This window comes from Paraburkholderia ginsengiterrae (genome assembly GCF_001645125.1).
Classification (GTDB): domain Bacteria; phylum Pseudomonadota; class Gammaproteobacteria; order Burkholderiales; family Burkholderiaceae; genus Paraburkholderia; species Paraburkholderia ginsengiterrae.
This window is the reverse complement of the sequence record NZ_LXKA01000349.1, coordinates 229848-243540: the sequence shown is the minus strand read 5'-3', so window position 1 is coordinate 243540 and position 13693 is coordinate 229848. Positions and strand designations below refer to the sequence as shown.

General features: G+C 62.8%; 17 protein-coding genes and 1 tRNA gene. 7 read left to right on the top strand and 11 right to left on the bottom strand.

The annotated features are described in order from the left end of the window. The first annotated feature begins 10 nt into the window (after positions 1-10). A complete protein-coding gene (locus tag A6V37_RS31170; protein ID WP_064269861.1) occupies positions 11-1294 on the top strand; it encodes an MFS transporter in 1284 nt (427 codons plus the stop codon). A gap of 145 nt (positions 1295-1439) precedes the next feature. Here the strand turns inward: A6V37_RS31170 and A6V37_RS31165 are convergent, their stop codons facing one another. Next, entirely contained in the window at positions 1440-2492 is a 1053-nt protein-coding gene (locus tag A6V37_RS31165; protein WP_064269860.1) for an NADP(H)-dependent aldo-keto reductase, read from the bottom strand. A 143-nt stretch (positions 2493-2635) separates the two neighbouring features. Here A6V37_RS31165 and A6V37_RS31160 point away from each other — a divergent pair, with 143 nt between their 5' ends. Together A6V37_RS31160 and A6V37_RS31155 are read left to right on the top strand one after the other, a co-directional pair. Then, positions 2636-2848: a DUF3820 family protein gene (locus A6V37_RS31160; RefSeq protein WP_064269859.1), complete on the top strand. Its 213-nt coding sequence runs from the start codon at positions 2636-2638 to the stop codon at positions 2846-2848. A 205-nt stretch (positions 2849-3053) separates the two neighbouring features. After that, on the top strand, positions 3054-3299 hold the full coding sequence (locus A6V37_RS31155; RefSeq protein ID WP_064269858.1) for a hypothetical protein: 246 nt from the start codon (positions 3054-3056) through the stop codon (positions 3297-3299). A gap of 61 nt (positions 3300-3360) precedes the next feature. Here the strand turns inward: A6V37_RS31155 and cysC are convergent, their stop codons facing one another. Both cysC and A6V37_RS31145 read right to left on the bottom strand, forming a co-directional pair. Continuing rightward, the gene (gene cysC / locus A6V37_RS31150) at positions 3361-3900 is read right to left on the bottom strand and encodes an adenylyl-sulfate kinase (RefSeq protein ID WP_064269857.1); all 540 of its coding nucleotides are present in this window, start codon (positions 3898-3900) and stop codon (positions 3361-3363) included. Continuing rightward, positions 3897-5510 (bottom strand): tetratricopeptide repeat-containing sulfotransferase family protein, encoded by a 1614-nt coding sequence (locus A6V37_RS31145; protein ID WP_064269856.1) that lies wholly within the window; start codon positions 5508-5510, stop codon positions 3897-3899. Before A6V37_RS31145 ends, cysC begins: the two co-directional genes overlap by 4 nt. Positions 5511-5873: 363 nt before the next feature. Between A6V37_RS31145 and A6V37_RS31140 the strand changes: the two genes are divergently transcribed. Both A6V37_RS31140 and A6V37_RS31135 read left to right on the top strand, forming a co-directional pair. Next, positions 5874-6269 carry a hypothetical protein gene (locus A6V37_RS31140; RefSeq protein ID WP_064269855.1) on the top strand — a complete coding sequence of 132 codons (396 nt, stop codon included), beginning with the start codon at positions 5874-5876 and terminating at the stop codon, positions 6267-6269. A 176-nt stretch (positions 6270-6445) separates the two neighbouring features. After that, positions 6446-6700 (top strand): hypothetical protein, encoded by a 255-nt coding sequence (locus tag A6V37_RS31135; RefSeq protein ID WP_064269854.1) that lies wholly within the window; start codon positions 6446-6448, stop codon positions 6698-6700. A 114-nt stretch (positions 6701-6814) separates the two neighbouring features. Here A6V37_RS31135 and A6V37_RS31130 read toward each other — a convergent pair. Both A6V37_RS31130 and dusA read right to left on the bottom strand, forming a co-directional pair. Then, a tRNA-His gene (locus tag A6V37_RS31130) sits at positions 6815-6890 on the bottom strand. A gap of 89 nt (positions 6891-6979) precedes the next feature. After that, positions 6980-7981: a tRNA dihydrouridine(20/20a) synthase DusA gene (dusA, locus tag A6V37_RS31125; protein ID WP_064269853.1), complete on the bottom strand. Its 1002-nt coding sequence runs from the start codon at positions 7979-7981 to the stop codon at positions 6980-6982. A gap of 424 nt (positions 7982-8405) precedes the next feature. On the opposite strand from dusA, the gene A6V37_RS31120 reads away from it, so the two are divergent. Further along, positions 8406-8672: a hypothetical protein gene (locus A6V37_RS31120; protein ID WP_064269852.1), complete on the top strand. Its 267-nt coding sequence runs from the start codon at positions 8406-8408 to the stop codon at positions 8670-8672. Positions 8673-8810: 138 nt separating this feature from the next. Here A6V37_RS31120 and A6V37_RS31115 read toward each other — a convergent pair whose 3' ends face one another. The 6 genes from A6V37_RS31115 to ssuD all read right to left on the bottom strand — a co-directional run bounded on the left by A6V37_RS31115 (position 8811) and on the right by ssuD (position 12881). Beyond that, entirely contained in the window at positions 8811-9056 is a 246-nt protein-coding gene (locus A6V37_RS31115) for a DUF6566 family protein (protein ID WP_064269971.1), read from the bottom strand. Between the two features lie 185 nt (positions 9057-9241). After that, on the bottom strand, positions 9242-9439 hold the full coding sequence (locus A6V37_RS31110) for a hypothetical protein (RefSeq protein ID WP_064269851.1): 198 nt from the start codon (positions 9437-9439) through the stop codon (positions 9242-9244). An 82-nt stretch (positions 9440-9521) separates the two neighbouring features. Then, positions 9522-9737 carry a TOBE domain-containing protein gene (locus A6V37_RS31105; protein ID WP_064269850.1) on the bottom strand — a complete coding sequence of 72 codons (216 nt, stop codon included), beginning with the start codon at positions 9735-9737 and terminating at the stop codon, positions 9522-9524. A gap of 53 nt (positions 9738-9790) precedes the next feature. Next, positions 9791-10825, bottom strand: coding sequence for an ATP-binding cassette domain-containing protein (locus A6V37_RS31100; protein WP_075643587.1), 1035 nt, complete (start codon positions 10823-10825; stop codon positions 9791-9793). Then, complete coding sequence (ssuC, locus tag A6V37_RS31095; RefSeq protein WP_064269849.1) at positions 10822-11664, bottom strand: aliphatic sulfonate ABC transporter permease SsuC; 843 nt, start codon at positions 11662-11664, stop codon at positions 10822-10824. Before ssuC ends, A6V37_RS31100 begins: the two co-directional genes overlap by 4 nt. 56 nt (positions 11665-11720) lie before the next feature. Then, positions 11721-12881 (bottom strand): FMNH2-dependent alkanesulfonate monooxygenase, encoded by a 1161-nt coding sequence (gene ssuD, locus A6V37_RS31090; RefSeq protein WP_064269848.1) that lies wholly within the window; start codon positions 12879-12881, stop codon positions 11721-11723. Positions 12882-13260: 379 nt separating this feature from the next. Here ssuD and A6V37_RS31085 point away from each other — a divergent pair, with 379 nt between their 5' ends. Next, entirely contained in the window at positions 13261-13686 is a 426-nt protein-coding gene (locus tag A6V37_RS31085) for a hypothetical protein (protein WP_064269847.1), read from the top strand. Positions 13687-13693 lie beyond the last annotated feature (7 nt).

Sequence of the window (13693 nt, the reverse complement as noted above, 5' to 3'; positions counted from 1 at the left end):
CACGCCCACGATGAGCACGTCAACACTGCAAGCCAGCGCCGCGCGGCCGTCCGCCGCGAAGGTTCATCGCATCATTCTCGCGGCGTCGATCGGCAATGCGCTCGAATGGTTCGACCTCGTCGTCTACGGATTCTTCGCCGTGACGATCGCGAAACTGTTCTTTCCGGCGAGCACGGAAGCGATTTCGCTGATGCTCACGCTGGGCACCTTCGGCATCTCATACCTGATCCGCCCGCTCGGCGGACTCATGCTGGGATCGCTCGCGGATCGCGCCGGACGCAAGGCGTCGCTGCTGCTGTCGATCGCGCTGATGATGGTCGGCACGCTGACGATCGCCGTAATGCCGCCTTATGCGGCGATCGGCCTGTGGGCGCCCGCGGGCATCCTGCTCTCGCGGCTCGTGCAAGGCTTTTCGGCGGGCGGGGAGTTCGGCGCATCCACGGCGTTTCTGGTCGAACATGCGCCTGAGCGGCGCGGCTTCATGGGCAGCTGGCAATTCGCAAGCCAGGGCCTCGCCACGCTGCTCGCTTCCGGTTTCGGCGCACTGCTGACGAGCCAGCTCACGGCCGCGCAACTCGAATCATGGGGATGGCGCGTGCCGTTTTTCTTCGGCCTCGCCATCGGTCCGGTCGGTTTCTATATTCGCCGCTACGTGGACGAAGGAGCCGAGTTCAAAACGGAGCCAAAAGCCCGCACGCCCCTGCGCGATCTGTTCGGCACGCAGAAAGTCCGCATGCTGCTCGCGGTCGGCTCGCTGATCATTTCGACGGCGGCCAACTACATGATCCTGTACATGCCGACCTACGCGATAAAGCAGCTGCACCTGCCCGCCTCGACCGGCTTCGCGGCCACCCTCGCCACGGGCGTCGTGCTGACCGTGCTGACGCCGTTCGCAGGCCACCTCTCCGACAGCCTCGGACGCATCCGCATCATGGCGACGGCCGCCGGCCTGATGCTGGTGACGGTGTATCCGGCGTTCATGTACATGAACGCGCATCCGTCGTTCGCGACCATGCTGCTCGCACTGATCTGGATCGGCGTATTGAAGGCGGCGTATTTCGGCGCGCTGCCCGCCCTGATGTCGGAGATTTTCCCGACGCAGACGCGGGCAACCGGTCTGTCGGTGAGCTACAACGTTGGCGTCACGGTGTTCGGCGGCTTTGCGCCGTTCGTGATCACCTGGCTGATCGATGCCAGCGGCAACAAGCTCGCGCCCGGCTTCTATCTGATGCTCTGCGCCGTGGCGAGCCTGCTGGCGCTGTACGCCGTGCGTGGGAAATTGAAGATTCGCTGAGCGTGCGTGACAGGTCTGGCGGGGTCGATGGCCGCGCAACGGCCAAGGCAAACTCCGCCACCATGCAGCCGCCCCGGCCACCAAGCCGGGGCAATCTGAAGTCTGATTCGATCCAGCGTCGAACCCCGCGCCCGACGCTCACGCATCAAGGCGCCGGATTCGGCTGCAGTTCATGCAGTGCATCGATTTCCGCGAGCATCTCGGGCGAGAGTTTCACCTCTGCGCTGGCGATGTTTTCCTTCAACTGATCGAGCGACGTCGCGCCGATCAGATTGCTGGTCACAAACGGCCGGCTGTTCACGAAAGCCAGCGCGAATTGCGCGGGCGACAAACCATGGCGCCGGGCCAGTTCCACGTATCGCGTGGTCGACTGGACCGCTTGCGGCTTGCTGTAGCGCTGAAACCGCTCGAACAGCGAAATGCGGGCGCCGGCCGGACGCGCGCCGCCTTCGTACTTGCCCGAGAGCCAGCCGAAGGCCAGCGGCGAATACGCCAGCAAGCCGATATTGTCGCGATGCGCGTACTCGGACAGACCCGCTTCATACGTACGATTCAGCAGGCTGTACGGGTTCTGGATACTGACGATGCGCGGCAAGCCGAGCTTTTCGGCGGCACGCAAAAACTGCGCGACACCCCACGGCGTTTCGTTCGACACGCCGATATGACGCACCTTGCCTGCCTTGACGAATTCGGCGAGCACCGACAGCGTCTCTTCGATCGGCACCGTGTAATCATCATCGACCCACGGGTACGCGGGACGGCCGAACGTCATCGTGCTGCGATCCGGCCAGTGCAACTGATACAGATCGACGTACTCGGTTTGCAAGCGCGTCAGACTGTCGTTAAGCGCTTCGGTGAGATTCTTGCGGTCGAACTGATTTTCTGCGCCACGAATATGGCGCGGGTTATGCGGTTGACGTGCCGGGCCGGCGATCTTGGTAGCCAGCACGATTTTCTCGCGCGCGCCGCGGTGCCGCGCGAGCCACGTGCCGATGAAGCGCTCGGTCGAACCTTGCGTCTCGGGACGCGGCGGCACCGGGTACATTTCGGCGGCATCGATCAGGTTGACGCCGTGATCGAGTGCGTAATCGATCTGCGCGTGCGCTTCCTGCTCCGTGTTCTGCTCACCCCACGTCATGGTGCCGAGACCAATCAGGCTGACCTGCACGTTGGAGTCGCCGAGCCTGCGGTATTCCATTTACTTTGTCCTGTTGATTGTGTGACCGGAAAGCGGCGACGTTACCACGCCCGCGCGATGCCTGCAGTGCAGGCTACAATGCAAATCCAGCGAGCACGATCATCATTTCGCGTGCAACGTTTCCCCGCGCCGCCTTCCTTGCGATGAATCCCGAACACCTCCAGATGCTGGTCACGCAGGTCATGCCTTACGGAAAATATAAAGGCCGCCTGATTGCTGACCTGCCCGGCAATTATCTAAACTGGTTTGCTCGCGAAGGCTTTCCGCCGGGTGAAATCGGCCGGCTGCTCGCCTTGATGCACGAGATCGATCACAACGGTTTGAAGTCGCTGCTCGAGCCTTTGCGAAAGCGTTGATCGCCGCGTGATGAAAGCGGAATGACGTGTTGCAAAGCCGGTTAAAAATTACCGTTCAGGCAGCGCAGACGCAGTCCGGGGCAGTACAATTTCACACGGTGTTGTGCTTGCCCCTTGCAGTCCTGAAGACCTTGAATTCCCGTCAGTTTGCGCGCCATGTTCATAGCCCGCGCACACGTCCGCATTTCCTGTTGCCCGCCCTTCCATGCCTGAATTCAGCTGGTCCGCGCTATTCGAATTTATCGGCCACGATCTGTCGCCGGTGCGTGCGGTCATCGCGTTCTTCCTGATCGGCTACCTGGCCGTCGGCCTGCCTGTCTATTTCCGCCAAGGCGCGGCATCGCGCGACATCTGGGGCACGGCCGCCGGCGTGACGATGGCCGCGATTTACGCGGCGTTCATCATCGGCGTGTACCCGGTGTTGCACCATTCGGCGAGTTTGCTGCACTGACGCAACGCAGAATTGACGAGCCGGCAAGCTGCGCGCTCGGAGCGTGCCGAGCCAAGCCCAGCTATTCTCCGAGGCGCCCCATCGCGGCCAGATGCGCGAGCAGGCTATCCACCGCTTCGTCAACGGACGTGCGTGCGGTTTGGACCACGACATCGGGCGCGAGCGGTGTTTCGTACGGTCCGGAAATGCCCGTGAAATCCGGGATCTCACCGCGACGCGCACGCACGTAGAGCCCTTTGGCGTCACGCGCGTCGCAGATCTCCAAAGGAGCATCCACGAATACCTCGACGAATCCTTCGCCGACGATTTCGCGCGCGGCGCGCCGATGCCGATGCTCCGGCGAAATCACCGCCGCAATCGCAATGAAGCCTTGTTGCATGAAGAGCGCCGCGACGTGTGCGATCCGCCGCAGGTTTTCAGTGCGATCCTCGCACGTGAAGCCGAGGTCCGCGTTCAGTCCGCGCCGCAGCACGTCGCCGTCGAGCACGACCGCGGCATGCCCCGCTTCCGTCAGGCGCCGATGCAACGCGTTGGCCACGGTCGATTTACCCGCGCCGGAAAGTCCCGTCATCCAGATCACGGCGCCGCGGGACGCGCTCATGATTGACGCTCCGCGCGGCTTGCGGTGGCTTCGTCAACGGCGCCGCCCTGGTTGTGAGCATCCGCGCGATCCGTCGAAACCAGTTCCGGCCCTAGCGCGTCCAGCAACGGCTGAAGCAATGCCTGCCGCGGCTGCCAGCGTTGCAGCGAGGTCTTGTAAAGCGGACGGCGCACCTGGGCGGAACTGGCCGTTTTCACCTGCCGCGTGGTCTGATGGAACGACAGGCAGCGTTCGTCCCAGTCGAGCCCGCAATGCGCAAGGAGGCGCCGCACGTTGCTTTCGAAATCGCCGACCAGCTCTTCATACTTGACCTCGATCATCACGCCTTCCGGCAACACGCGCTGCCAGTGCGCCATCAACGCGTCGTACGCCCGGTAGTAACGGCCCAGTTCGCCGAGGTCGTAGCCAAACGGCACGTCGTGGAAAATCCGCGAGAAAATCGACAGGCACGTCTGCAACGGCGAGCGCCTGCTATGAATGAAGCGAGCGTTCGGCAGTGCCAGATGAATCAGACCGACGTTGATGAAGTTGAACGGATATTTGTCGGTGAAGTGCGTCAAGCGCGCCGCCGGATTGGGTTCTTCGTTCTCGTCCTTGCATTGCGCGTCCGGCAGCGCGAGCTGCATGCGACGCAGATAGTCGGCGCCGAGCGCGCGCAGTTGCGCTGCGCCGACGCCGGGCAATGCTTCGATATCGATTCGAAGCGGATCGTCGAAATCACGGCCGATGCAGCTCACCAGCGCCTCGCTGAATTCCGTGCGTTCACCCGCTCCAAAAACCCGCGGATGACTCGCCAGTATCTGTTCGATCAAGGTCGAACCCGAGCGCGGCATGCCGACGATAAAAATCGGCGCCGCTGACGGATCGCCCAGACCGCGCTTCGCCGCCAGCATGTCCGGCGTCATCAGTTCCGGCAGATGCGCGAACAGGCCGAGCGACTCCGTTTCGTTATAACGCACGCCGGCGCGGTGCAACGCGTTGCCCTTCAGAAAGTGATCGAACGACGCGTCGTTGCGGCCCACATCGGATAAGGCCTGGCCATACGCGAAGTGGATCTCCGCCTGATTGGCCGGCGACATCGCGGCGGCGTTACCGGCGAGGAGCTCCACGGCGAGGAACACCGGGTCGTCGGCGGTAAGGCGCTTGGATTGCACGAAATTGCGGTAGTACACCGGCACCTGCGGCGCGGCTTCGATGGCACGGCGATACGCGTCGTGCGATTCGTCGAAGCGGCCGAGCGCCTGCAGGCAGTTGCCCATGTTGTTGTGCGAGCCGTCGGCCTGCGGATTCAGGCGGGTCGCCTCGCGATACGCTTCGACCGCCTGCTCGAGCCGGTACATCTGCTCGAGCGCCCAGCCGAGGCCGTGATGCGAGTCGGTGTTGAGCGGATTAAGCGTGATCGCTTCCCGATACCGGGCGACGGCCTCGGGAAAACGGTTCAGCGCGGCGAGCGTCGCGCCGAGGCGCTCGTGAATGAGCGCCTCGGCGGGATCGAGTGCGAGAGCGGTTTCGAAATGCCGCAGCGCGGTTTCGAGGTCGCCGCGCGCGGCGCAGGCCTCGCCCTGCGCGCGCCATTCTGCTGCGGTAGCCGGCTGTGGATCGTGCTTCATGGACGGCTGGAATGTTGCAGGCTTCGCATCAAGCGGTCCTGACAGTGAGCGGGTGCGGCCTTGGCGTCCAGACCGGGCACGGGCGCGAGGCGCAGCCGGCGGCCTGAATTCAAGGGTATTTGTCTGAAGGCAAATTAACAGGCCCACCCTACAGTTGCGTTTCGAAACTTTAACCAACTGTTACAGCACGGTGAGCCGGTAAGGGATGGAATGGTTGTTGTAGTGCTTCACCGTCAGGGGTTCGTTTAGCGGCCATGATGCGTCGGCGCGGCATGTCGCCTGCAAGCGGTAATTTGCGGACACAAATGCGGCTGAACTCCGGGGCTCGCGAATTTATCTCACTCTTATGCGAAGGAGACGATCGTGAACAGGCTCATTGCATCCTTGACGCTGTTGACGGTGGTAGCCGGCCTTACCGGATGCGTGGTCGCGCCGGGATATGACTACGGCTACGCACAGCCCTACTACCCTGACTACGGCTATGCCTACGGGCCACCCTATGCGCCGGTGTACGGCAGCGTCGGCATCTACGGCGGCTGGGGCGGTGGCTGCTGCTACCACGGCGGACACTGGCATGGTGGCGACGGGTGGCATGGCGGCAATGGATGGCATGGCGACGGTGGCTGGCACGGTAACGGCGGAAGTGGCGGCTGGCACGGCGGCGGATACGGCGGGTCTCACGACGGCAGCGGCGCCAGCGGCGGCGGTAATAACGCGTGGAGCAGCGGCGGCATGCACGGTGGCGGGCGTAGTCATTGAGGTGGCGCGCGGCGCGTCAACCGTGACGCGCTGATTCGCCGTGCGGATGCATATCCCCGCAGCGCGATAGTGAGTAGTGAGAGTCGGGAGAGAACCGGCCGGCGCCACGGATTAATTCGTGCGGCAGAAATGGCCCGCCCCTTAAAGTTTTTGAGCCGCCTGCCGAAAACGAGGGCATGAAATACTTCTTCGACTACGCTCTCGCCGAGCGATACGGCTACGGCATGGCCGTATTCATCGCCGCCGAGACCTCTGACTTGCAGCGCGCCATTGACGCGACGAACGCCCGCCGCATGCGTGCGGGTCGCAGCCTGCTTGAAGACGCACAAGTTGCCGACATCCTTTCGGTCTTGCGAAAGAAGGGTTATCTCGCAGCCACGATGGACGACGACGCAAACCTTTCTGGTTCTGGCGCCAGTGCGACTGGCTGATTGCTTCGACGAAGCATTTTCCGAAAACAAAAAAGCCGTTCCGAAATTCATATTCGGGAACGGCTTTTGGCGCTTAACTGCTTGAAACTGCGTGCTCGATACTGCGTAATTCTTTGGGGTGGCTGATGGGACTCGAACCCACGACGACAGGAATCACAATCCTGGACTCTACCAACTGAGCTACAGCCACCACTGATATCTGCTTGATTTGCCGCTAAAAACTGGCTCACCAACGAAGAAACGAGATTATACGAACTAGAACCGCGCTTGCCTAGTCCTTTATTCAAAAATTTCGACGGGCTCGCGCAGATGCTGTCTCGCTTCATCGAAAATGGTCAGATCGCGCGCGGCCAGACGCTTGCTGTCGGACAGAACGCGACGCCATCCACGGGCGCCCGCCTCACCGCGATAAAGACCGAGTGCGTGACGAGTAATCGCGCCGAGATAGGTGCCGCGCGCCATTTCAGCGGCGCAATATTCGATCAGCTGCGCCTCGACCTGGTCGCGTGTGAGCGGCGTTTGCGTCGAACCATAGAAACGCGCGTCGACATCGGCCAGCACATAGGGGTTGTGATAGGCCTCGCGCCCGAGCATGACACCGTCGACATGCTGGAGATGCGTCTCCACTTCATCAAGCGTCTTGATGCCGCCGTTGATGATGATCTCCAGCTGCGGAAAGTCACGCTTCAGCTGGTACGCGTAGTCGTACTTGAGCGGCGGAATCTCACGGTTCTCCTTCGGGCTCAGGCCTTTGAGAATCGCGTTGCGCGCGTGCACGATAAACACGTTGCAGCCGGCGTCCGCAATCGTGCCGACGAAATCGCGCACGAAACCGTATTCCTCGACCGCATCGACGCCAATCCGGTGCTTGACCGTGACCGGCACCGACACGACATCGCGCATCGCCTTCACGCAGTCTGCGACCAGTTGCGGCTCGTTCATCAGGCACGCGCCGAACGCGCCGCGTTGCACGCGCTCGGACGGGCAGCCGCAGTTCAGATTGATTTCGTCGTAACCCCACTGCTCGCCCAGCTTGGCCGAACGGGCGAGATCATCGGGTTCGCTGCCGCCGAGCTGCAGCGCGACCGGCGCTTCGTCGGGCGTAAACGCCAGATGGCGCGGCACGTCGCCATGCAGCAACGCGCCGGTCGTCACCATTTCCGTGTAAAGCCACGTATGGCGAGAAATCATCCGATGCAGCGAACGGCAATGACGATCGGTCCAGTCCATCATCGGCGCGACCGATACGCGGCGCGGACTGGGAGTGTGAGGTGAAGACATGGTGCGGCCAGGCGGCGTGATTCGAAACGCCGATTTTACCGCAACGTGAGACGCGGCTCCTCTGACCACGGGCACAATCCCGAATCCGTCCCGAGACCCATCGCCGTTTCGAGACCAATGGGACCGCACCGCATTTCCATCGGCTTCTCTATCGGCATTGAACCCGCCCATACCGCAAACCCACGCTCCGGACGGGGTTTCATGGCACAAAAAACCCTTGACCGACGGGGTCGGACCACCGCTGACGCTTGCCCCGCCTGCCTCTGCCCGATTATTTCAGGATCAGGAACAGTAATTTCAGATTATCAGTACAAATTTTCGATAGTAGGGGTATACACTGCATTCCGTCGACGTTGCAGACACACCTCACCGGCCCCTGCGACGCTTTCCTGAAATGCAGTCGAAACGTTATCGGAGTCACACCATGAAGACCAAGCTCATCGCCGCCTTGCTGGTTGCAGTTTCTGCCTCGATCGCCGCCCCCGCCTTCGCAAGCGGCTACGGCCCGGCACCGTTCTACCGTCCGGCGACCGGCGCACCGGCTTCGCAACAAGGCCAGAGCGCACAAACCGTCGCAGCTGAGCGCGCCAATGCTGACTCGAACAACTACGGTGGCGTGAAGAACACGGCGTCCCAATCGGGCAAGCGTGAAACTGTTTCGGGCCCGCAATCGGTTTTCTTCGGCCAGTAATCACTCGCCGTTGAGCCTGCTGTCCGTCAGGGACAGCGGGTAATCCGGGCGCCGCGCATGCAGTCTCGATGCCGGCGCCCGGTTGCGTTTACGCGGCGTCTTCCATGCCAATGCGACGCCAATGCGACACCAATGCGATCAACCCGGCGGCTCGCTCGCGTCGATCACTTCACGCGCCGCCTGGAAGCCAGCTTCAGCCGCGGCATGCTCGGTGGACCACAAGCTGTCGATATGCACGAGCCGCCAGTCCACCACCACCGCGTCGCCGCGCAGCACGCGGAAATGCGCCTTGACGCCCGTGAGCACCTGTTCGACCGCGACCTCGATGTCGTAGTCCTGATAGCGCTCCCGGTAGTCCCCCATGTCGAGGCCTGTCGGTTCCATGTCCGCCTCCGTCGTGTCGCCGGCCATGTCGCCGGTCATGTTGACGGTCATGTTGACGGCCAAACGTATCCGGCGAGCGTGTTTGATGGCTCGCGAATAACGCGCTGCCGCCGGAGGAAATGCGAGCCAGGCGCGAGCTACAGGGCTCGCGCAATGGTGCAGCCCGGCGGCCCCTGCCCTGACGATCAATCGCAATCGCCCGACAGATACTGCCGCCCGTTGCAGGTGATCTCGACGTCGCCGCCGCTTGCCTCGGCTATCAACCCGCCCGCCAGCAATTCGGCGGTCACGGACTGCGCCAGTTGCGGCGCCTGCTGTCCGACACCGACGTCGTTCAGACGTCGCAGGGCCTCAACCGCCTCGGGACTCAATGACTTCGACATGGCCGTCTCCGTCTGGATGCCTGATTTATCCTAGCAAGTTTCGCGGACGTATGCTGGGGAGTGTCGAAGCAGGCGGCGCACCTCACAGGCGCGCGATCGACACCTCCGTCGATTTCACCAGCGCGACCACCTCCGAGCCGACCTTCAGGTCGAGTTCGTCGACGGAGCGCGTGGTGATCACCGAGGTCACGACGCCGAACGGCGTATCGACGTCGACTTCGGACACCACCGAACCGCGGATGATTTCCTTGACCTTGCCTTTGAACTGATTGCGTACGTTGATTGCGGAAATGCTCATATCGAATAACTCCAGAGAAGCGTTTAAAAGCGGTTAATCCAGCGAGGTCAAAATCAAACGGCCCAGCGGACGTCGGTCGGCCGCGTCAGGTGGCCCTTGTCACGTGCGTCGTACGGGCGATGAGACAGCGCGTCGTCATTCGGCGCGGTCTTCAGCACGCGTTGCAACACATGGTCTTCGAGCGCGGCAAACCCCGCCGACGCACGCGCGCGCGGACGCGTCAGCGGCACCGGCTGATCGAGCGCGATGCGGCCATCCTCGATCAGCAGAATCCGGTCGCCGAGCGCCACGGCTTCGTGCACGTCGTGCGTGACCAGCAGCGCGGTGAATTGATGCTCGCGCCACAGGCGTTCTATCAGCGCGTGCATTTCGATCCGCGTCAACGCGTCGAGCGCGCCGAGCGGTTCATCGAGCAGCAGCAATTGCGGCCGATGCACCAGCGCCCGCGCCAGCGCCACACGCTGACGCTGGCCGCCGGACAGCTGCGCGGGCCAATCGTTGGCGCGTTCGAGCAGGCCGACTTCGGCGAGCACCGCGCGGGCGTCTTCACGGGCACCGCGGCCGAGGCCGAGCATCACGTTCTGCAGCACGCTCTTCCACGGCAGCAGACGCGCGTCCTGAAACATGATGCGGGTTTCGAGAGGCTCGCCGTTTTCGGCACGCTTTTCGAGCACGCCCGAAGTGGTCTTTTCCAAGCCGGCAACGAGCCGCAGCAAGGTCGATTTCCCGCAGCCGCTGCGCCCGACGATCGCCACGAAACTGCCCCGCTCGATCGACAGATCGAACCCGGACAACACCTTGCGTTCGCCGTACTGCTTGCTCACGCCGCGCAATTGCACCGAATAGTCCGCGGCACGGCGCGCGTCGTTGCGCGCGAGAGCGCCCGCAGGGAATCCTGCTGCAACGCGTGCATCAGCGCGTGAATCAGCTTGCGCATCGACTCGCACCTGAGCTCGCGATGCCTCACCCTGTTCGAAGCCCGCCGTTTCGCGCACGTCATGATCGACGCCATGAGCCTGCGTCAGTTCGGCCTCAAGATCGCTGCCCGCGATACCGCCAAACGACGTCGACAATACCGTTGCGCTCATGCTTTCCCTCCTCGTTGATAGGCCGGGTGCCAGCGCAGCGAGACACGCTCGAGGGCCCTCGCCAGCACGTCGGCGAGCTTGCCGAGCGCCGCGTACAGCAGAATGCCGACCACCACGACATCGGTTTGCAGGAATTCGCGGGCGTTCATCGTCATATAGCCGATGCCCGATTGCGCGGAAATCGTCTCCGCAACGATCAGCGTGACCCACATCAAGCCGAACGCGAAGCGCACGCCAACCAGAATCGACGGCAACGCCCCCGGCAAAATCACATGCCGGTACAGCGCAAATCCCTTCACGCCGTAGCTGCGCGCCATCTCGATCAGGTTGGCATCGACCGAACGGATGCCGTGGAAGGTGTTCACGTAGATCGGGAAAAACACGCCCAGCGCGACGAGAAACACCTTCGCCTGTTCCTCGATGCCGAACCACAGGATCACGAGCGGGATCATCGCCAGCGCCGGAATGTTGCGGATCATCTGCACAGTCGAATCGAGCGCGATCTCAACGGGCTTGAACAACCCCGTCGCGAGTCCGAGCCCGAGGCCGATGCCGCCGCCGATCGCAAAACCCGACACCGCCCGCCACGTACTGACCTTCACGTCCGCCCACATTTCGCCGGACTGGATCAGCGACCACGCGGCCTTCACGACCGCGAGCGGCTCGGGCAGCACGCGCGTCGACAACACCCCGCTGCGCGCGGCAAATTCCCACGCCAGCAGGATCGCGAGCGGCGCGAGCCAGGGCGCGAGTTGCACGCCGATGCGACGCAGCGCAGCCGACAACGCGCTCATATCGGCGCTCCTGTGCCGTTGCGCACTCACAGTGGATTGAGCCATGCTTGCTTTCCTCATTGCTTGTCGATGGACGCGCGTGCGGCTGACAGCACGCACGTTCAGCTCGCGCTGGCCGCTTTCGGTAAATAGCTGTTGCCGACGATCTCGCCGAACGGCCCCGACAGCGGTCCGTTCGAGGTCTTGTTCTGACGGTCCGGCAGCAGCGGAAACACGAGTTCGGCGAAGCGATACGACTCTTCCAGATGCGGATAGCCCGACAGAATGAAGGTGTCGATGCCGAGCGCGGCATACTCCTTCATGAGCGCGGCCACTTGCTCCGGATTGCCGACCAGCGCCGTGCCCGCGCCGCCGCGCACGAGCCCCACGCCTGCCCACAGATTCGGATAGACCTCGAGCTCGGCACGGCCGCCGCGCTTGCCACCGTGCAGCGCGGCCATGCGGCGCTGCCCTTCGGAGTCCATCTTCGAGAACGAGGCCTGCGCGCGTGCGATGGTTTCGTCGTCGAGCTTGCTGATCAGCTTGTCGGCGGCGGCCCACGCTTCTTCTTCCGTCTCGCGCACGATCACGTGCAGACGAATGCCGAATTTGATTTCGCGGCCATGCGCGGCGGCACGCGCGCGAATGTCGGCGATCTTCTTCGCCACCGCGGCGGGCGGCTCGCCCCACGTCAGATAGGTGTCGATATGTTCGCCCGCCATCTCGTGCGCGGCCGGCGACGAGCCGCCGAACCACAGCGGCGGATGCGGGTTCTGCACGGGCGGATATAGCGCCTTGCCGCCCTTCGAGCTCAGATGCTTGCCATTGAATTCGATCGCGTCGTTGGTGTGCGACGCAGTGAGCAGCTTGCGCCAGATGTGCAGGAAATCGTCGGTGATTTCATAACGGGTGTCGTGATCGACGAAGACGCCGTCGCCTTCCAGCTCCGCCGCGTCGCCGCCCGTCACGACATTAATCAGCAGACGTCCGTTCGACAGACGGTCGAACGTCGCCGCCATGCGCGCGGCCAGACCCGGCGACGAGATGCCCGGGCGAATCGCCACCAGAAACTTCAGACGCCGGGTCGCGGCGATCAGGCTCGACGCGACGACCCATGCGTCCTCGCACGAGCGGCCCGTCGGCAGCAGCACGCCCTCGTAGCCGAGCGTATCGGCGGCCACGGCGATCTGCTGGAAGTAGTCGTAATCGGCTGCGCGTGCGCCTTGGGACGTACCGAGATAGCGGCTGTCGCCGTGAGTCGGAATGAACCAGAACACATTCATATACTGCTCCTGCATGTTCGAAACGGGATTGAATGACGGCCGTGCGAGACGTGCCCGCGTACACGCCGGCCGCGCGCATCCATCCGGCACGCAGCCGGACAATGCAGCGCGAAAGGGACGGAAAAAACAGTGCGGATAGCGGCGACGGCGGCGAATACCGTCTGCATGGAGAAGCAGTCTATGGATCGGGCAGCGGCTTTTGAACGATTTTTTTTAGCTTAGGTTTTCCACTTTCGTGATTAGCCTGACGTTAAAGCATACGGATGTTGCGCTTTGTGCACGCTAGAAAGCGGGAGCCCCTATATATAATGGCGCACGTTTCCAATCATCCGGTACCGGCCACGCGAAGCACGCCGGCTGTACCCTGGCGGTTCACTGCATGCAAAAACTCATCCTGCCGTTCGTCGCCGGTTTTCTGGCTTCCCTGTTTTTTCATGAATCGACGCTTGCGCTGCTGCATGCAGCCGGCCTGATCGATCTCATGGGTTTTTCGACCGCACCGTTTTTACCGTTCGGCTTGCCCGAGTTCATCGCGAACGCAATCTGGAGTGCATTCTGGGCGGTGCTGATGGCGTGGCTGTTGCGGGTGGCGCCGCATCGGCAAGCGCCTTGGGTGCCGGCCTTCGTGTTCGGCGGCATTGCATTGACGGCGGCGGGCGTGTTCGTGGTCGATCCGCTGCGCGGCATCTGGCCGAGCGGCAACATGCTGCCGCGCCTCGCTCAGGGCTTCGCGGCGAACGCCATGTGGGGCTGGGGCGCACTGGTGTTCATGCGCGCCTTCATGGCGAGCGAAGACGAGGAATGAGTTAGCC